Origin of the sequence: Apilactobacillus bombintestini (genome assembly GCF_003627035.1) — a bacterium.
GTDB lineage: Bacteria > Bacillota > Bacilli > Lactobacillales > Lactobacillaceae > Apilactobacillus > Apilactobacillus bombintestini.
This window is the reverse complement of record NZ_CP032626.1, coordinates 415,930-434,453: the sequence shown is the minus strand read 5'-3', so window position 1 is coordinate 434,453 and position 18,524 is coordinate 415,930. Positions and strand designations below refer to the sequence as shown.

The window sequence follows — 18,524 nt, the reverse complement described above, 5'->3', positions numbered from 1 at the left end:
ATTATAAATTCTTTGGACGTGGGTTTTGAATGAATCCAACATATTCTTGTTTCATCATTAATCCACGAACTTGTCTAATTGTTTCAATGGCAACACCAACAACAATTAGTAAACTAGTACCACCAAGACCGATGGATTCGTCTAAGTTCCAAACGTTTTGTGCAATTAAAGGAATTAAAGCGACAACTCCAAGGAATAAAGCACCAACAACACTAAGTCTCATTAGAACTTGAGACACATATTTTTGTGTACCATTACCTGGCCAAACACCTGGAATATAACTTCCTTGCTTTTGCAAGTTTTCTGAAAGTTTTTCAGGGTTTACTTGAACAAATGCATAGAAGAAAGTAAAGACAACAATTAATACAGTGTAAAGAGTAGCACCAGAAGTAGTTTGCATGTTAAACACATTACTCAATACTTGGTACCAACCATCACCAGAATGTTTTCCAGCAAAGAAAAGCAAAATAGCTTGTGGTGTTGAAATAAACGAACTGGCAAAGATAACTGGGATAACTCCAGCAACGTTAACCTTCAATGGAAGGTAACTGTTGTCTGAAGCTCCTGTTTCTCTTCTTGTATATTGCATTGGAATCCTACGTTCAGCTTGTTGGAACCAGGTAACAAAAGTAACAATTATAAGAACAACTATAAATAGTGCAATTATAAAGATTATAGATTGCCATAGTTGGGAAGAATTATCCCCAACAATGTATTCTTTATATAATTGTTGAATTCCAACTGGAATTCTTGCAATGATACCTGCAAAGATAATCATTGAAACACCCTGACCAATACCTCGATCAGTGATCATGTCACCCATCCAAGTTGTTAACATTGAACCACCGGTTAAAATCAAACCGATACTCAAATAAGTAGCAGGACCAGGATTTTGAACTAAGTTCAAACTGCTTAAAGTGTTAAATCCGGCTGTAATTCCAATCGACTGCACAAATGCAAGAAATACTGTAAGTATTCTTGTCACTTGGTTCAACTTACGTCTCCCCACTTCACCTTGTTTACTCCATTCAACAAAGCGAGGAACGATATCCATTTGTAGTAATTGGACAATAATTTGTGCAGTAATATATGGTGAAACACCCATAGCGAAAAGTGAATAATTTGTTAATCCACCACCACTAAAGGTGTTTAAAATGCTAACTAAACCAGATGAAGCAACGCTTTGGAGCGCTTTAGCGTTTATCCCAGGAACTGTAATATAAGCTCCCAGTCTAAATACGATTAAAACCCCTAAAGTAAATAGAATCTTATTTCTAATATCCTTTACTTTAAAAGCGTTTTTCAAGGTTGATAGCATCTAGATCACCTCAATCTTACCGCCAGCATTTTCAATAGCTGATTTAGCAGCTTCTGAAAATTTGTTTGCTTTAACAGTAAGTTTCTTGTTAAGTTCACCATTACCTAGAACCTTAATTCCGTCTTTGGCGTTCTTAACGATACCAGCTTCCATTAAAGTTTCTGGTGTAACTTCAGCGCCATCATCAAATTGATCTAATGAAGATAAGTTAACGATAGCAAATTCTTTACGGTTAATGTTTGTGAAACCACGTTTAGGCATTCTACGGTAGAAAGGCATTTGGCCCCCTTCGAAGCCAAGACGTGTCTTACTACGAGCCTTTTGACCTTTTTGACCACGACCAGAAGTCTTACCTTTGCTTCCCATTCCACGACCGATACGTTGTCTTGAAGAACGAGAACCTTCTGCAGCTTTTAATTCATGTAATTTCATTTGAAGTGCACCTCCTTGTTATTTATTACTTTACTTGTTCAACTTTAACTAAGTGTGCAATATGGAACAGAGCTCCACGAGTTGCTTCGTTATCAGGTTTTACAACAGTACTGTTAATACGACCTAATCCTAGAGCCTTAACAATTTTACGTTGTTTGGGGAGACGGTGATTTGCACTGTGAGTTAAAGTAATCTTTAATTGAGCCATCTTCTAACCCCTCCTTATTCTGCTAAATGTTGAGCAGAAACGCCACGTAATGTGGAAACCTTTTCTGCACTCTTCAATGCTTTTAGTCCTTCGAATGTAGCACGGATAGCATTGATTGGAGTATCTGAACCTAGACGCTTACTTGTAACATCATCAATACCAGCTAATTCCATAACTGAACGAACGGCACCACCAGCGGCAACACCAGAACCTTCTTCAGCAGGTTTTAACATGATCTTACCGCCACCAAAAGTACCGATAATTTCATGAGGAATAGTAGTACCAACTTTAGGAACAGTGATTAAGTTCTTACGACCATCATCAACAGCCTTACGGATTGCGTCTGGAACTTCTTGAGCTTTACCAGTACCAAATCCTACATGACCGTTTCTATCACCAACAACTACTAAAGCAGCGAAACGTAGACGACGTCCACCTTTAACAACCTTAGTAATACGGTTGATTGATACAACAGTATCTTCAAGTTCTAATTTACTTGGATCAATAATTTCAGCCATTATGGTTATTCCTCCTTTTTTTAAAATTCTAGTCCGTTTTCACGTGCAGCTTCAGCAAGAGCTTGTACACGTCCGTGGTATAAGTATCCACCACGATCGAAAACAACATTTTTAACATTCTTTTCAACGGCACGTTTTGCAACTAAAGCACCAACAGATGATGCTTGTTCAGTCTTGTTTGAACCGTTTACTTCTTTATCTAGAGTTGAGGCACTAGCAAGCGTAACACCCGCTACGTCATCAATAACTTGAGCGTAGATGTTTTTGTTGGAACGGTATACGTTCAAACGTGGGCACACAGCAGTACCAGAGATCTTATTACGGACACGTAAATGACGACGTTGACGTGTCTTGTTCTTATCTGGTTTATTAATCAAAATAGTCACCTCTTAAATTTTATTTAAAAATTGTTAAGCAACGAGATTCAACTCATTACTTACCAGTCTTACCTTCCTTACGACGAACAACTTCGTTTTCGTAACGAATACCTTTACCTTTGTAAGGTTCTGGTGAACGAACGGCACGAACACGAGCAGCAAAGTCACCAACGTGTTCCTTGTTGATACCACTGATAACGATAGTTAAACTATCAGGAGTTTCAACCTTCAAATCATCGTCTACTTGGATTTCAACGGGATTTGAGTAACCAACGTTTAGTTCTAGTACTGAACCCTTAACTTGAGTACGGTAACCAACACCGACTAATTTAAGTGTCTTAGTAAAACCAGTAGTTACACCTTCAACCATGTTGTTTAAGTTAGCACGCATAGTACCGTGCATTGCACGTACCTTGTTATCGTATCTAACAGCAGGTTCAAAAGTTACAACGTTATCATTAACGTTCATCTTGATAAGTGGTGAGAATTCACGAGTTAGTGAACCCTTTGCACCTTTAACAGTTACGTTGTTACCTTCAGTAGTTAATTCAACACCTTCTGGTAAAACAACTTTCTTGTAACCAATACGACTCATTTAATTACACCTCCAGTTCAAGCGAAAAGTATTACCAAACGTATGCTAATACTTCTCCACCAATTTTTTTAGCACGAGCTTCTTTATCAGTGATAACACCTTCAGAAGTTGAAATAATTGCAATACCTAAACCATTTAATACCTTAGGAATTGAATCAGATTTTACGTATGAACGTAGACCTGGTTTTGAAATACGTTTCAAACCAGAAATAACGCGTTCATTATTCTTACCATATTTTAGAAATACGCGGATAACGCCTTGTTTGTCGTCATCAACATATTCAACGTCGCGAACGAAACCTTCACGTTTTAAGATTTCAGCGATGTTCTTTTTCATTTTTGATGCTGGAACTTCAACAGATTCGTGACGAACCATGTTAGCGTTACGAATTCTTGTTAAAAAGTCAGCGATTGGATCTGTCATGGACATTAACGTAAACCTCCTTGTCTATATAGTAAATTTTACCAACTTGCCTTCTTCATACCAGGGATTTGTCCTTTGTGGGCAAGATCTCTGAGACATAGACGGCATAAATGAAACTTCTTGTAAACTGAATGAGGTCTACCACAGCGTTCGCAACGAGTGTAATTTCTTGTTGAGAACTTAGCAGGACGTTCACTTTTTACAACTAATGCTTTTCTAGCCATATTATTTATACCCTCCTATTATTTTGCGAATGGCATACCGAATTGAGTTAACAATTCTTTGGATTCTTCATCGGTATTTGCAGTTGTTACCATTACGATGTCTAATCCACGTACACGGTTAACATTGTCATAGTTAATTTCTGGGAAAATTAATTGTTCACGAATACCCAAAGTGTAGTTACCACGACCGTCGAATGAACGGTTGTTAACACCATGGAAGTCACGAACACGTGGTAGTGAAACGTTGATTAACTTGTCTAAGAAGTCATACATACGTTCACCACGTAGAGTAACTTTAGCACCAATTGCCATACCTTCACGTAAACGGAAACCAGCGATTGATTTCTTAGCTTTAGTTACTAAAGGTTTTTGACCAGAAATTTGAGTTAACTCAGCAACGGCTTCGTCAAGGTTCTTGGCGTTAGTAACAGCGTCACCAACACCCATGTTTAGAACGATTTTGTCAAGCTTAGGAGCTTGCATGATTGATGAATAGTTGAATTTATCAACTAAGTTTTTTGCAATTTCATTTTTGTATTGATCTTGTAAACGGTTTGACATGGAAAGGTATCCTCCTTTCAATTAAATTTTAATCGATTGATTTGTTTGATTTTTTAGAAATACGAACTTTCTTACCATTTTCAAATTTGAATCCAACTTTTGTTGGTTCATTTGTTGATGGGTCAATTAACATAACGTTTGAAACATGAATTGGAGCTTCAACATCATTAATGCCACCTTGTGGGTTAGCTTGTGAAGCCTTTTGGTGTTTCTTAACCATGTTAATTCCTTCAACAACTACGCGATCTTTTGAGGCAATAGTTTTGGTAACAGTACCTTCTTTACCTTTATCTTTACCACTGATTACGCGAACTTTGTCACCAGTTTTAATAAACATTTATTGGCACCTCCTTGGTTGACATTGATTGATTAAAGTACTTCAGGGGCTAGAGAAACGATCTTCATGAACTTGTTGTCACGTAATTCACGTGCAACTGGTCCGAAAATACGAGTTCCCTTAGGACTTTTATCATCTTGAACTAGAACAGCAGCATTTTCATCGAAACGAATGTATGAACCATCTGAACGACGAGAAACAGCCTTAGTTCTTACGATAACAGCTTTAACAACGTCACCCTTTTTGACAACGCCACCTGGTGTTGCTTGTTTTACAGTAGCAACAACGATATCACCGATACCTGCATATCTTCTGCTTGATCCACCTAAAACTTTAATAGTTAATAGTTCACGAGCACCTGAGTTATCAGCAACTTTCAAACGACTTTCTTGTTGAATCACAGCTAATACCCTCCTTCCGGTATTTACTAAGAATACGATAAAATTTATCACTTATATTAGATAATAACAGCTTTTTTAACGATATTAACTAAACGGAAATTCTTTGTAGCAGATAACTTACGTGTTTCCATAATTTCTACAATATCGCCTTTTTTAGCTTCATTGTTTTCGTCATGAGCTTTGTACTTCTTTGAGTACTTAACACGTTTTCCGTAAGTAGGATGTGTTTTGTATGTTTCAACAACAACAGCAATGGTTTTGTCCATTTTGTCTGAAACAACACGGCCTCTGTAGACCTTACGCATATTACGTTCCATATAACATTGACCTCCTTTTTATCGTATTCTATTTGTTAAGTTCTTGTTGACGCAAAGCAGTCTTAATACGTGCGATGTTCTTACGAACTTTCTTCAATCTTGCAGTGTTTTCCAATTGACCAGTAGCTAATTGAAAACGAAGGTTGAATAATTCTTCTTTATAACTTTGTTCTTTTTCATGCATTTGAGCAGTGGTTAGTTCATTAATTTCTTTAGCCTTCATTTGATTCGCCACCTACTTCCTCACGTTTAATAATCTTGGTTCGAACAGGAAGTTTAGCTGAAGCTAAACGTAAAGCTTTAATAGCAACTTCGTCGGAAACTTCTCCAACTTCGAATAGGACTTTACCACGTTTAACTGGAGCAACCCATCCTGCGGGAGAACCTTTACCATTACCCATACGAACTCCTACACCTTTTTCAGTGTAAGACTTGTGAGGGAAAATTTTAATCCAAACTTTCCCACCACGTTTCATGTATCTTGTCATAGCAATACGGCAAGCTTCGATTTGACGGTTACTGATCCAATGTGAATCAATAGCTTGTAAACCGAAATCACCGAAAGCAACAGTGTTACCACCTTTTGAATGGCCACGTAACTTACCACGGTGTTCACGACGGAACTTAACACGTTTTGGTACTAGCATGTTTATTTCCCTCCTTTGTTAGTTTTTTGAGCATCATTATTGATTTCTGGTAAAACTTCACCACGGTAGATCCAAGTCTTAACACCGATTGAACCATAAGTAGTGTGAGCTTCTTCCCATGCGTAATCAATATCAGCTCTTAGAGTATGCAATGGAACAGTTCCTTCAGCGTATGATTCCACACGTGACATATCTGCACCATTTAGACGACCAGAAACTTGGACTTTAACACCCTTAGCACCGGAACGACTTGAACGTTGCATTCCTTGACGCATTGCACGACGGAAAGCTACACGTCCTTCAAGTTGACGAGCAACATTTTCACCAACTAATTTAGCATCTAAATCAGGTTTCTTGATTTCGATGATGTTGATGTGCACTCTCTTACCTGTTAAATTATTTAATTCTTTACGAAGATTTTCGACTTCTGAACCGCCTTTTCCGATAACCATACCTGGTTTAGCAGTATGAATTGAAATGTTGATGCGCTTTGCAGCACGTTCAATTACAACTCTTGATACGGAAGCGTCAGCGAGTCTTTTACTAATATATTCACGGATTTTTAGGTCTTCGTTTAGATTGTTAGCAAAGTCTGCCTTATCAGCATACCATTTAGCGTCCCAATCACGAATAACTCCGACACGTAATCCGGTAGGATTTATCTTTTGACCCACGGTTTAATCCCTCCTATTTTTCTGAAACTACAACTGTGATATGACTAGTACGCTTGTTGATTGGTGAAGCGGAACCTTTTGCTCTTGGACGGAAACGTTTTAAAGTTGGTCCTTCATTAACAAAAACTTCGCTTACTACCAAGTCTTCACGATCTAAATCAAAATTATTTTCTGCATTTGCTACAGCTGACATTAAAACTTTAGAAACAACTGGTGAAGCACTTCTTGGAGTGAACTTCAAAATCGCAGCAGCTTCTGATACGCTTTTACCTCTAATAAGATCAACTACAAGGCGAACCTTACGAGCGGCAATACGAACAGTTCTAGCAGTAGCTTTTGCTGATGTAACTTGTTCAGCCATTTGTTATCCTCCTTGCTTAAACAGTTTTCTTATCGTCATTTCCATGTCCATGGAATGTACGTGTTGGTACGAATTCACCTAGTTTGTGACCTACCATATCTTCTTGAATATAAACTGGAACGTTCTTTCTTCCATCATAAACAGCGATAGTGTAGCCAATAAAACTAGGGAAGATTGTTGAACGACGTGACCATGTTTTGATTACGTCTTTTTTGTCTTGATCTTTTTGAGCATCAATCTTCTTTAAAAGATGCTTATCGGCAAAAGGTCCCTTTTTTAAACTACGACCCATTATGAAACCTCCTCTTCAAAATCATTATCGGGAAGTATATACCAAAAGGTATAACTTAATTTATTACATCTTTGATCCCTTACGACGACGAACAATGAACTTGTTGGAACGAGCTTTTCTCTTACGAGTCTTCTTACCAACAGTCTTCTTGTGCCATGGTGATAATGGTGATGGGTAACCAACTGGGGCTCTACCTTCACCACCACCATGAGGGTGATCGTTAGGGTTCATTACAGAACCACGTACATGAGGACGTTGACCCTTGTAACGGTTACGACCAGCTTTACCAATGTTAACTAGTGAATGTTCTTCGTTACCTAAACTACCAACAGTAGCACGGTTAACAGATAGAATCATACGAACTTCACCAGAAGCTAGTTTAACTAGTGCATATTTTCCTTCCTTACCCAATAATTGAGCAGAAGTACCAGCAGAACGAACTAATTGTCCACCCTTACCTGGTTTTAATTCAATGTTGTGAATGATAGTACCAACAGGAATGTTCTTTAATGGAAGAGCATTACCAGTCTTGATATCAGCATTTACACCTGATTGTACCTTGTCACCAACTTTTAGACCCTTAGGTGCTAAAATGTATGACTTAATACCGTCAGTGTATACAACTAACGCAATGTTAGCAGTACGGTTTGGATCATATTCAATGGTCTTAACGATACCATCAACATCATCATGGTTACGCTTAAAATCAATTAAACGGTATTGGTTCTTGTTACCACCACCACGGTGACGAACAGTCATATGACCATAGTTGTTACGACCAGCAGTGTGTGACTTAGGAGCCAATAATGACTTTTCAGGTTTTGAAGTAGTCAAAACACTGTAGTCAATGCTAGTCATGTTACGACGACCATTAGTGGTTGCCTTGTAATTTTTGATAGCCACGGTGTTTTCCTCCTAAATAGATATTTTATTTATTACTAAATAAGTTAATTTCTTTTGAATCATCAGTTAAGGTAACGATAGCCTTACGACGCTTCTTAGTGTAACCTGAGAAACGACCTTGGCGCTTTAGCTTACCTTTAAGATTCATAATATTTACATTAGCAACTGTAACATCAAAGATATCTTCAATTGCATTTTTCACTTGTGTTTTAGTTGCTCGTAAGTCAACATCAAAAGTGTATTTCTTTTCATCCATCATTGCAGTTGATTGTTCTGTAATTACTGGACGTAGAATAATATCACGTGATTCCATTATGCGAGCACCTCCTCTACTTGAGAAAGAGCAGCCTTTGTGATGACAATCTTGTCACTGTTTACAACGCTCAAAGTGTTTAAACCTTTTGCTGAAACAATTTCAACATTTTCAAGGTTACGAGCTGATAAAGCAGCATTCTTGTTGTCTTCTTCCAAGACTACTAATGTCTTAGCTGAAGCATTTAATTTGTTTAGTGCTTCTGAGAAATCTTTTGTCTTAGGAGCATCAAAGTTTAATGAATCAACTACTACGAAGTTATCATCAGCAACTTTTTCTGATAGAACAGATTTGATTGCTAAGCGACTAACTTTCTTTGGTAAGTGGTAGCCGTATGAACGAGGAGCTGGTCCAAATACAGTTCCACCTCCACGCCATTGTGGTGCACGGATTGATCCTTGACGAGCACGACCAGTACCCTTTTGACGCCATGGCTTCTTACCACCACCACTAACAGCGCTTCTGTTCTTTACAGCATGTGTACCTTGACGCATTGATGCTCTTTGCATCAAAACAACGTCAAATACAGCATTGTCGTTTTGTTCAATAGCGAAAATGTCATCGTTTAATTCAACGTTACCATTTTTGCTACCATCTTGTTTGTATAATGCTACGCTTGTCATTTATGGTTCCTCCTTTCTTATTTTTGTGATCCGCGAGCTGCAGATTTAACTGTTAAGAATGACTTGTTGGCACCAGGAACGTTACCTTTAATTAAAAGAACGTTGTTGTCAGTATCAGCCTTAACAATTTCTAGATTTTGAATAGTAACTTGTTTGTTACCCATTCTACCAGGTAATTTCATACCCTTAGTAACACGGTTAATAATAACACCAAGTGAACCTGGACGACGGTGGTATCTTGAACCGTGGGTTTCAGGTCCTCTACCTTGTCCATCCTTATGGATGTTACCTTGGTAACCATGACCCTTTGTAATTCCTGTTACATCAACGATGTCACCGGCTTCAAAAATGTCAGCCTTTACTTCGTCTGCTACGTTGTAATCGCTAAGCTCAACATCTCTGATTTCTTTAATGAAGCGCTTAGGATTTGTATTTGCTTTTGCTACATGACCTTTTTCTGATTTGTTACTTAAAACATCACGTTTGTCTTCGTAACCCAATTGAATAGCATTGTAGCCATCAGTTTCAGCAGACTTAGTTTGTAACACAACGTTAGGAGTTACGTCAACTACAGTAACTGGAACTAATTCACCGTTTTCAGTGAATACTTGAGTCATTCCAACTTTTTTACCTAAGATTCCTTTTCTGGTCATGAGTACACCTCCGATATATTGTAATATTTAATGATTATAGTTTAATTTCGATATCAACACCACTTGGTAAATCAAGCTTCATAAGTGAATCAACAGTCTTTGGTGTTGGGTTTAAAATGTCAATCAAACGTTTGTGAGTTAACATTTCAAATTGTTCACGTGACTTTTTGAACTTATGTGGTGAAGCTAGAACAGTGTAAACAGTTCTATCTGTTGGCAATGGAATTGGACCAGAAATGTTGGCACCAGTTCTTTGCGCAGTAGCCACAATCTTTTCAGCTGATTGATCTAAAGTACGGTGTTCATATGCCTTTAAACGGATACGAATCTTTTGTTTTGCCATTATTTTCCCTCCTCGTCTATATTTAAAATAAGACTAACTCCGTGGAAATTACCGGCACGCCCGCATCATGGCAAAGCGGCCGGGTGTGTCGCAACCTCCCACATCAACGCTCATCATCATATCATGCTCGAGAGCATAGTAACCCCTCGAACAGGTACTTCTATATAGTACTAGATTTTCCTTAGTGTTTCAAGGGTTTAGCCTACTTTTTTTAAACTTTTTTCTATTTTTTTCCTATATAAATAGTACTAAAAAAATTTTAAAATTTTTTTATTTATTTTTCAAACAAAAAAAGCGTTGATTTAAAATCAGCGCTTTTTCGTAACTAATTATATTAGTTGTTTCCACCGTTCTTTTCAATAATGTCTTCTTGAACATTCTTAGGAACAGCTGAGTAGTGATCAAATGTCATAGTGAAGGTACCTCTACCTTGAGATGCTGAACGCAATGTAGTTGCGTAACCAAACATTTCTGATAGTGGAACCATAGCATGGATTAGTTGAGCTTTGTTTCTAACTTCCATACCTTCAACGCTACCACGACGAGCAGTAACTTGTCCCATAACATCACCCATGTATTCTTCTGGAACAACGATATCAACTTTCATGATTGGTTCTAGAATAACTGGGCCGGCTGTCTTAGCAGCATTCTTCAATGCGATTGATGCAGCAACCTTAAATGCGGCTTCAGAAGAGTCAACATCATGGTAACTACCATCGTATAACTTAGCCTTAACGTCAATTAATGGGTAACCAGCTAGAACACCGTTAGCCATTGATTCCTTTAGACCTTGTTCAACTGATGGAATGTATTCACGAGGAACAACACCACCAACGATAGCATTTTCGAATTCGAAACCTTTACCAGTTTCGTTTGGAGTAAATTCAATCCAAACATCACCATATTGACCTTTACCACCAGATTGACGAATGAATTTACCTTGAGCCTTAGTTGGCTTAGTAAATGCTTCTCTGTAGGCAACTTGAGGTTCACCAATTTTGGCTTCAACCTTAAATTCACGTTTCATACGGTCAACAATGATGTTCAAGTGAAGTTCACCCATTCCGGCGATAATAGTTTCACCAGTTTCATTGTTAGTTTCAGCCTTAAATGTAGGATCTTCTTCAGATAGTTTTTGTAAGGCAATGTTCATCTTGTCTTGGTCAGCCTTAGTCTTAGGTTCAACAGAAACACTAATAACTGGGTCTGGGAAGACCATTGATTCCAAGTGTAGTGGGTGCTTTTGATCAGTTAGAGAATCACCAGTAGTAGTGTTCTTCAAACCGATAGCGGCAGCGATATCACCTGAGAATACTTCTGGAATTTCTTTTCTGTGGTTTGAGTGCATTTGTAGCAAACGACCAACACGTTCACGTTTGTCCTTAGTTGCGTTAAGAACATATGAACCTGATTCTAGAGTACCTTGGTATACACGGATGTAAGTTAAACGACCAACGTATGGGTCAGTAGCAACCTTAAATGCTAAGGCAGCAAATGGCTTGTTATCGTCAGCCTTTAATTCAACATCTTCACCACTTTCTGGATCAGTTGCCTTGTAAGGACGAACATCTAGAGGTGATGGTAAGTAATCTAGAACGGCATCCATTAACATTTGAATACCTTTGTTCTTGAATGCTGAACCAGCTAGAACTGGGTAGAATTCAAGGTTTAGAGTAGCTTTACGGATAGCAGCCTTTAGTTCAGGAACAGTAATTTCTTCACCTTCAAGGTACTTTTCCATAATGTCGTCATCAACATCAGCAACAGCTTCAATTAATTCAGAACGACGTTTTTCAGCTTCAGCCTTGTATTCTTCAGGAACATCAACAGTATCCCATTTTGAACCTAATTCATCTTCGTCGTAGATGTCGGCTTTCATTTCGATTAAGTCAATGATACCTTCGAAGCTATCTTCTTTACCAATAGGAATTTGGATAGCATGAGCATTAGCATCTAGACGTTCATGTAATGATTTAACAGATGCATCAAAGTCAGCACCTAATTTATCCATCTTGTTAGCAAATACAATACGAGGAACGTTGTATTCAGAAGCTTGACGCCAAACTGTTTCAGTTTGAGGTTCAACCCCTGCAGCAGCATCTAGGATAGTAATAGAACCATCTAGAACACGTAGTGAACGTTCAACTTCGGCAGTGAAGTCAACGTGTCCTGGGGTATCAATAATGTTGATACGGTAGTCTTTCCATTGAGCTGTAGTAGCAGCGGAAGTAATAGTAATACCACGTTCTTGTTCTTGTACCATCCAGTCCATTTGTGAAGCACCATCATGAGTTTCACCAATTTTGTGGATTCTACCAGTATAGTACAAAATACGTTCGGTAGCAGTTGTCTTACCAGCATCAATGTGGGCAGTGATACCGATATTACGTGTTTTTTCTAATGGGAATTCACGTTTATTAGCCATTATAAAAAGTTTCTCCTCTCAAATAATTCACTTTTATAAAAAAGTGGCTAATACCATTCATTAGCCACTAATCAAATGTACGTTAACGTACAGGTTATATTACCAACGGTAGTGAGCAAATGCACGGTTAGCTTCTGCCATTCTATGAGTGTCTTCACGTTTCTTAACTGAAGCACCTGTGTTGTTAGCAGCATCCATGATTTCACGACCTAGGCGTTCAACCATTGTGTGTTCACCACGTAGACGTGCGTAGTTTACGATCCAACGTAAACCTAAAGTGACACGACGGTCAGGACGTACTTCGATAGGAACTTGGTAGTTTGATCCACCAACACGACGAGCCTTAACTTCAAGTACAGGCATAACGTTCTTCATTGCTTCTTCGAATACGTCAACTGGTTCGTTTCCAGTTTCTTTCTTAATAAGATCAAATGCACCATATAAAATTTCTGATGCTGTTCCTCTCTTACCATCTAACATCAAACGGTTAATTAAGCTTGTAACTAACTTTGAGTTGTAGATTGGATCAGGAAGAACTTCACGTTTTTGAATGTTTCCTTTTCTTGGCATTTAAAAATCCTCCTTGTTATTTATAGCGGAATTAATGTTTTACTTCTTAGGTTTCTTAGTACCGTATTTAGAACGACCTTGACGACGGTCAGTAACACCGGCAGTATCTAAGGCACCACGAACGATGTGGTAACGAACACCAGGCAAGTCCTTTACACGACCACCACGAATTAAAACAACACTATGTTCTTGAAGGTTGTGACCAATACCAGGAATGTATGCAGTAACTTCGATCAAGTTTGAAAGTCTAACACGAGCGTACTTACGTAATGCTGAGTTAGGCTTCTTTGGAGTCATAGTACCAACACGGGTAGCTACCCCACGTTTTTGAGGAGCAGGGTTGTTAGTTTGCTTCTTCTTGTAACTGTTGTACCCATGGTTTAAAGCTGGGGCTTTTGATTTAGAACTTCTAGAATGACGACCTTTACGTACTAATTGGTTAATAGTAGGCATCTAAAAATTCCTCCTTCCGAAAAATTTTATTTTATAAGTCCACACATCCAGGTGGTTCTTTTTTTAGGTAAAAACCATACCGGATGAATAAGCACTTAATAATAGTATCACGACAATTTTTACGTGTCAATGTATTTTCTAGTGATTTTTTCGTATTTATTAGTAGGAGGTTTTTTATGTTAGTATACTTTTTTATCATTGGTTCAATTCTTGGATCCTTTGCCGCTGCCCTATTTTCGCGTAATAGCAACGGCGAATCAATTTTATCTGCTCGCTCTCACTGTGATTATTGTAAAAAAATAATTCTTTTTAGAGATTTAATTCCTATTTTTAGTTATTTATTTTTAACTGGTAAATGTAGATATTGTAAGAGAAATATTGGTCCGTTTACTTTTATATGTGAGCTTGGTTTTGCATTAATTTGGTTAACTTCATATAGTCTATTTCATTCCGTTATTTTAAATATAATTCTATCTATTATGATTTACCTATCCATTGAGGATATCAGCAATAAATCTGTTCATTTTCCCTATATCTTATGCTTATTCATATTCTCTCTAATTTATAATTTCAATCCTTTAATGGATTTCATTTATATTCTATTTTATCTTTTAATATCTCTTATAAATCACCATAAAGAAATGCTTGGATCAGGTGATATAGATTTCATTCTGATACTAATGATTATTAATAACGTTATAGATACACTAAAAATAGTACTAATAGGCTCTTGTGTTTGTTTAATATGTTTAGTTTTAACTAATAAATTACGGGCACGAGTCCCCTTTATTCCCTTTCTACTGTTAGGATACTTAATCATTATATGTATAAAAAAATAGCAACCACAAATGTGGTTGCTATTTTTAGTCTGCATTCAGACTATTTGTTATTTACGTCTTCTTCCTTCATACGTTTTTCCAATTGGCTAATTGAATAAACTTCGTTGGAATCAGATTTTTCAGAACTTTGTCCTTCAACTTTAGGTTTAATGTCACCGTAAGTCTTCATACCAGTACCGGCAGGAATTAACTTACCAATGATAACATTTTCCTTAAGACCAACTAATGGATCGTTCTTTCCACGGATAGCAGCATCTGTTAGAACACGAGTAGTTTCTTGGAATGATGCAGCTGATAAGAAACTGTTAGTTTCTAGGGCAGCCTTAGTAATTCCTAAGATAACTGGACGTGCAGTTGCTGGAATCTTACCAGAAATAACGGCATCAGCATTGGCTTTCTTGAAGTCATTAATGTCCATTAGAGTACCAGGTAATACATCAGTGTCACCAGCATCCATGATTCTTACCTTACGTAGCATTTGACGAACCATGATTTCGGCGTGCTTATCACTAACTTCTACCCCTTGCATACGGTAAGTCTTTTGAACTTCACTTAGCAAGTAAACTTCAGTTGATAGTGAATCTCTAACTTTGATTAATTCCTTAGGATCAATTGAACCTTCGTTGATAGCTTGACCTCTGTGAATAAAGTCGCCTTCAGCAACCTTCATACGGGCATTAATTGGAACTTTGTAAGTTCTTGTGTCCGCGTCACCTTTAACAGTAACTTCCTTAATTCTTTCAGCAGGGTTTTCTTCGATTAATGTTACTGTACCAGTAACTTCAGAAATTTCAGCTTTACCTTTAGGGTTTCTAGCTTCGAAAATTTCTTGAACACGAGGAAGACCTTGGGTGATATCGTTGTTACCAGCAACACCACCGGTATGGAAGTTTCTCATAGTTAATTGAGTACCAGGTTCACCAATTGATTGAGCGGCAACTGTACCAACAGCTTCCCCTACTTCTACAGGAGAACCAGTTGCTAAGTTACGTCCATAACATTTTTCACAAACACCATGTACAGTGTTGCAAGTAAATGCTGAACGAATTTCTACTTCTTTAATTCCAGCGTTTTCAATTGCTTCAGCTTCTGGTTCATTAATCATTTGATTACGTTTTACAATTACTTCGCCAGTCTTAGGATCTTTAACTGTCTTCATTGCATATCTACCAAGGATTCTGTCGTATAGTGGTTCAATCATTTCATTACCTTGTTTCAAGGCAGTAACAACAACACCACGATCAGTACCACAGTCTTCTTCTCTGATAATTACATCTTGGGCAACATCAACAAGACGACGTGTTAAGTAACCTGAGTTGGCAGTCTTCAAGGCAGTATCAGTCATACCTTTACGAGCACCGTGGGTAGAAATGAACATTTCCAAGACAGATAGACCTTCACGGAAGTTAGCAGTGATAGGTAGTTCCATGATTTCACCATTAGGAGCAGCCATCAAACCACGCATACCAGCTAATTGAGTAAAGTTTGAAATGTTACCACGAGCACCAGAATCACTCATCATAAAGATAGGGTTTTGAGGATCGAAACTCTTCAATAGGTCGTTTTGGATTTCATCCTTAGCGTCACTCCAGATACCAATAACTCTTTCGTAACGTTCTTGGTCAGTAATCAAACCACGACGGAATTGTTTAGTAACGTTTTCAACTTTCTTATGTGAATCTTCAATAATTCTTGGCTTGGACTTCAAGTTAGTAACATCAGTGATACCAACAGTTAAACCAGACTTAGTTGATTCATCATAACCTAGGTCCTTCATAGCATCTAGTAAATGAGAAGTTACAGTAACTTTGTAGTTCTTGTATACTTCAGCAATGATATCTGATAAGAAACCTTTCTTGAATGATGCATTTAATGGTGCATTCTTCAAGTGTTCATGGATATCTTCACCAGGTTCTAGGAAGAAACTGTCTGATAGATGACCATGTAGGTTAGTTTCAGTTGGTTCATTCAAGTATTGGAAAGTCTTTGGAAGAATACTATTGAAGATAATCTTACCAATAGTAGTTACCAAGATTTTATCTTTTTGTTCATCAGTAAATGGCTTTTCTGGCATTGATGATGCAGCAATACCTACACGAGTGTGCCAGTGAGTTAAACCATTTTGGTATGATAATACAGCTTCTTGTGGGCTGTTAAAGATCATACCTTCTCCTTCACGTCCTACTTCTTCCATGGTTAGGTAGTAGTTACCAATAACCATATCTTGTGAAGGTGCAACGATAGGATTACCATCACGAGGAGCAAGGATATGAGTAGCAGCAAGCATCAATAGTCTTGATTCAGCTTGAGCTTCGTCTGATAGAGGAACGTGGATAGCCATTTGGTCCCCATCAAAATCGGCGTTGTAAGCTTCACAAGCTAGAGGATGCAAACGCATGGATTTACCAGAAACTAATACTGGTTCGAAAGCTTGAATACCTAATCTATGCAAGGTAGGTGCACGGTTAAGTAATACTGGATGTTCTTTAATAACGTCATCCAATACATCAAATACTTCTTCATCCTTACGTTCAATCTTACGTTTTGCTGACTTAATGTTAGAAGCATCACCACGTTGAACTAATTCTTTCATAATAAATGGTTTGAATAGTTCTAGAGCCATTGGAACAGGAAGTCCCATTTGGTTGAATTTCAATGATGGACCAACATCAATAACAGAACGACCAGAGTAGTCAACACGCTTACCAAGTAAGTTTTGTCTGAAACGACCTTGCTTACCTTTTAGCATGTGAGATAGTGACTTAAGTGGACGGTTACCAGGACCGGTAACAGGACGACCACGACGACCATTATCTACTAAAGCATCCACAGCTTCTTGTAACATACGTTTTTCGTTTTGAACGATGATACCAGGAGCATGTAATGCAAGTAATCTCTTTAGACGGTTATTTCTGTTAATAACACGACGGTATAAGTCGTTTAAGTCAGATGTGGCAAAACGGCCACCTTCTAGTTGAACCATTGGTCTTAAGTCAGGTGGAACAACTGGAATAGCTTCCATTACCATCCATGATAATTCATTTCCGGATTTTAGGAAGGCTTCCAAGATGTCTAGACGTCTTACCGCTCTAACACGTTTTTGACCAGTAGCTTTCTTTAATTCATCTTTTAGTTCAGCAACTTCTTTATTAATATCAACTTGATTTAATAAAGTCTTAATAGCTTCCGCACCGATTTCGGCATGGAAACGATTACCGTATTCAAGCTTCTTGTCACGGTAGTCTTGTTCTGAAACTAATTGTTTGTATTCTAGTGGAGTATCACCAGGATCAGTAACAACATAAGATGCAAAGTAAATAATTTCTTCCAATGCACGTGGACTCATGTCCAATACAAGTCCCATACGACTTGGAATTCCTTTGAAGTACCAAATGTGTGTTACAGGAGCAGCTAGTTCAATGTGTCCCATACGTTCACGACGTACTTTTGAACGAGTAACTTCAACCCCACAACGATCACAGACGATACCCTTGTATCTAATACGTTTATATTTACCACAAGCACATTCCCAGTCCTTAGTTGGACCAAAAATTCTTTCGTCGAATAAACCATCTTTTTCTGGTTTTAAGGTTCTGTAGTTAATAGTTTCTGGCTTTTTAACTTCACCATATGACCAACTACGAATCTTATCAGAAGATGCTAATCCAATTTGCATGCTTGAAAATTTATTTACATCGACCAATGGATAGTCCCCT

At 37.9% G+C, this 18,524-nt stretch carries 27 protein-coding genes; 1 reads left to right on the top strand and 26 read right to left on the bottom strand.

Annotated elements, in window-relative coordinates; translation table 11 throughout:
* Position 1 precedes the first annotated feature (1 nt).
* The 25 genes from secY to rpsL all read right to left on the bottom strand — a co-directional run bounded on the left by secY (position 2) and on the right by rpsL (position 13,969).
* Positions 2-1,318, bottom strand: coding sequence for a preprotein translocase subunit SecY (gene secY, locus D7I45_RS02075; RefSeq protein WP_120784128.1), 1,317 nt, complete (start codon positions 1,316-1,318; stop codon positions 2-4).
* On the bottom strand, positions 1,319-1,750 hold the full coding sequence (gene rplO, locus D7I45_RS02070; protein ID WP_120784127.1) for a 50S ribosomal protein L15: 432 nt from the start codon (positions 1,748-1,750) through the stop codon (positions 1,319-1,321).
* Between the two features lie 25 nt (positions 1,751-1,775).
* Positions 1,776-1,958: a 50S ribosomal protein L30 gene (gene rpmD / locus D7I45_RS02065; protein WP_120784126.1), complete on the bottom strand. Its 183-nt coding sequence runs from the start codon at positions 1,956-1,958 to the stop codon at positions 1,776-1,778.
* Positions 1,959-1,972: 14 nt separating this feature from the next.
* On the bottom strand, positions 1,973-2,476 hold the full coding sequence (gene rpsE, locus D7I45_RS02060; RefSeq protein ID WP_120784125.1) for a 30S ribosomal protein S5: 504 nt from the start codon (positions 2,474-2,476) through the stop codon (positions 1,973-1,975).
* Between the two features lie 20 nt (positions 2,477-2,496).
* The gene (gene rplR / locus D7I45_RS02055) at positions 2,497-2,853 is read right to left on the bottom strand and encodes a 50S ribosomal protein L18 (RefSeq protein ID WP_080695536.1); all 357 of its coding nucleotides are present in this window, start codon (positions 2,851-2,853) and stop codon (positions 2,497-2,499) included.
* Positions 2,854-2,908: 55 nt separating this feature from the next.
* Positions 2,909-3,448, bottom strand: a complete 540-nt coding sequence (gene rplF, locus D7I45_RS02050) for a 50S ribosomal protein L6 (protein WP_120784124.1) — start codon at positions 3,446-3,448, stop codon at positions 2,909-2,911.
* A gap of 31 nt (positions 3,449-3,479) precedes the next feature.
* Entirely contained in the window at positions 3,480-3,878 is a 399-nt protein-coding gene (gene rpsH, locus D7I45_RS02045) for a 30S ribosomal protein S8 (protein WP_120784123.1), read from the bottom strand.
* Between the two features lie 32 nt (positions 3,879-3,910).
* Positions 3,911-4,096: a type Z 30S ribosomal protein S14 gene (locus D7I45_RS02040; protein ID WP_120784122.1), complete on the bottom strand. Its 186-nt coding sequence runs from the start codon at positions 4,094-4,096 to the stop codon at positions 3,911-3,913.
* Positions 4,097-4,114: 18 nt separating this feature from the next.
* Complete coding sequence (rplE, locus tag D7I45_RS02035) at positions 4,115-4,657, bottom strand: 50S ribosomal protein L5 (protein WP_120784121.1); 543 nt, start codon at positions 4,655-4,657, stop codon at positions 4,115-4,117.
* A gap of 28 nt (positions 4,658-4,685) precedes the next feature.
* Positions 4,686-4,994, bottom strand: a complete 309-nt coding sequence (rplX, locus tag D7I45_RS02030; RefSeq protein WP_120784120.1) for a 50S ribosomal protein L24 — start codon at positions 4,992-4,994, stop codon at positions 4,686-4,688.
* A 32-nt stretch (positions 4,995-5,026) separates the two neighbouring features.
* A complete protein-coding gene (gene rplN, locus D7I45_RS02025) occupies positions 5,027-5,395 on the bottom strand; it encodes a 50S ribosomal protein L14 (protein WP_105956370.1) in 369 nt (122 codons plus the stop codon).
* Between the two features lie 56 nt (positions 5,396-5,451).
* Positions 5,452-5,712, bottom strand: coding sequence for a 30S ribosomal protein S17 (gene rpsQ, locus D7I45_RS02020; protein ID WP_120784119.1), 261 nt, complete (start codon positions 5,710-5,712; stop codon positions 5,452-5,454).
* Between the two features lie 28 nt (positions 5,713-5,740).
* Positions 5,741-5,935, bottom strand: coding sequence for a 50S ribosomal protein L29 (rpmC, locus tag D7I45_RS02015; RefSeq protein ID WP_105956372.1), 195 nt, complete (start codon positions 5,933-5,935; stop codon positions 5,741-5,743).
* Positions 5,925-6,359, bottom strand: coding sequence for a 50S ribosomal protein L16 (gene rplP, locus D7I45_RS02010; protein ID WP_120784118.1), 435 nt, complete (start codon positions 6,357-6,359; stop codon positions 5,925-5,927). Before rplP ends, rpmC begins: the two co-directional genes overlap by 11 nt.
* Positions 6,360-6,361: 2 nt before the next feature.
* On the bottom strand, positions 6,362-7,033 hold the full coding sequence (gene rpsC / locus D7I45_RS02005; RefSeq protein WP_120784117.1) for a 30S ribosomal protein S3: 672 nt from the start codon (positions 7,031-7,033) through the stop codon (positions 6,362-6,364).
* A gap of 13 nt (positions 7,034-7,046) precedes the next feature.
* Positions 7,047-7,394, bottom strand: a complete 348-nt coding sequence (rplV, locus tag D7I45_RS02000) for a 50S ribosomal protein L22 (RefSeq protein WP_120784116.1) — start codon at positions 7,392-7,394, stop codon at positions 7,047-7,049.
* A gap of 16 nt (positions 7,395-7,410) precedes the next feature.
* Positions 7,411-7,686, bottom strand: a complete 276-nt coding sequence (gene rpsS, locus D7I45_RS01995; protein WP_120784115.1) for a 30S ribosomal protein S19 — start codon at positions 7,684-7,686, stop codon at positions 7,411-7,413.
* Between the two features lie 63 nt (positions 7,687-7,749).
* On the bottom strand, positions 7,750-8,589 hold the full coding sequence (rplB, locus tag D7I45_RS01990; protein ID WP_120784114.1) for a 50S ribosomal protein L2: 840 nt from the start codon (positions 8,587-8,589) through the stop codon (positions 7,750-7,752).
* Positions 8,590-8,614: 25 nt separating this feature from the next.
* The gene (gene rplW, locus D7I45_RS01985; RefSeq protein ID WP_120784113.1) at positions 8,615-8,902 is read right to left on the bottom strand and encodes a 50S ribosomal protein L23; all 288 of its coding nucleotides are present in this window, start codon (positions 8,900-8,902) and stop codon (positions 8,615-8,617) included.
* Positions 8,902-9,525, bottom strand: a complete 624-nt coding sequence (gene rplD, locus D7I45_RS01980) for a 50S ribosomal protein L4 (RefSeq protein WP_120784112.1) — start codon at positions 9,523-9,525, stop codon at positions 8,902-8,904. Before rplD ends, rplW begins: the two co-directional genes overlap by 1 nt.
* A 17-nt stretch (positions 9,526-9,542) precedes the next feature.
* On the bottom strand, positions 9,543-10,178 hold the full coding sequence (gene rplC, locus D7I45_RS01975) for a 50S ribosomal protein L3 (protein ID WP_120784111.1): 636 nt from the start codon (positions 10,176-10,178) through the stop codon (positions 9,543-9,545).
* Between the two features lie 34 nt (positions 10,179-10,212).
* The gene (rpsJ, locus tag D7I45_RS01970) at positions 10,213-10,521 is read right to left on the bottom strand and encodes a 30S ribosomal protein S10 (protein WP_105956381.1); all 309 of its coding nucleotides are present in this window, start codon (positions 10,519-10,521) and stop codon (positions 10,213-10,215) included.
* A gap of 334 nt (positions 10,522-10,855) precedes the next feature.
* A complete protein-coding gene (fusA, locus tag D7I45_RS01965; RefSeq protein ID WP_120784110.1) occupies positions 10,856-12,946 on the bottom strand; it encodes an elongation factor G in 2,091 nt (696 codons plus the stop codon).
* A gap of 99 nt (positions 12,947-13,045) precedes the next feature.
* Positions 13,046-13,516, bottom strand: a complete 471-nt coding sequence (gene rpsG / locus D7I45_RS01960) for a 30S ribosomal protein S7 (protein ID WP_120784109.1) — start codon at positions 13,514-13,516, stop codon at positions 13,046-13,048.
* Between the two features lie 39 nt (positions 13,517-13,555).
* Positions 13,556-13,969, bottom strand: a complete 414-nt coding sequence (rpsL, locus tag D7I45_RS01955; protein WP_120784108.1) for a 30S ribosomal protein S12 — start codon at positions 13,967-13,969, stop codon at positions 13,556-13,558.
* Between the two features lie 83 nt (positions 13,970-14,052).
* Between rpsL and D7I45_RS06290 the strand changes: the two genes are divergently transcribed.
* Positions 14,053-14,808 (top strand): prepilin peptidase, encoded by a 756-nt coding sequence (locus tag D7I45_RS06290; protein ID WP_120784107.1) that lies wholly within the window; start codon positions 14,053-14,055, stop codon positions 14,806-14,808.
* A 40-nt stretch (positions 14,809-14,848) separates the two neighbouring features.
* On the opposite strand, the gene rpoC is transcribed toward D7I45_RS06290, so the two are convergent.
* Entirely contained in the window at positions 14,849-18,511 is a 3,663-nt protein-coding gene (gene rpoC / locus D7I45_RS01945) for a DNA-directed RNA polymerase subunit beta' (protein WP_120784106.1), read from the bottom strand.
* Positions 18,512-18,524 lie beyond the last annotated feature (13 nt).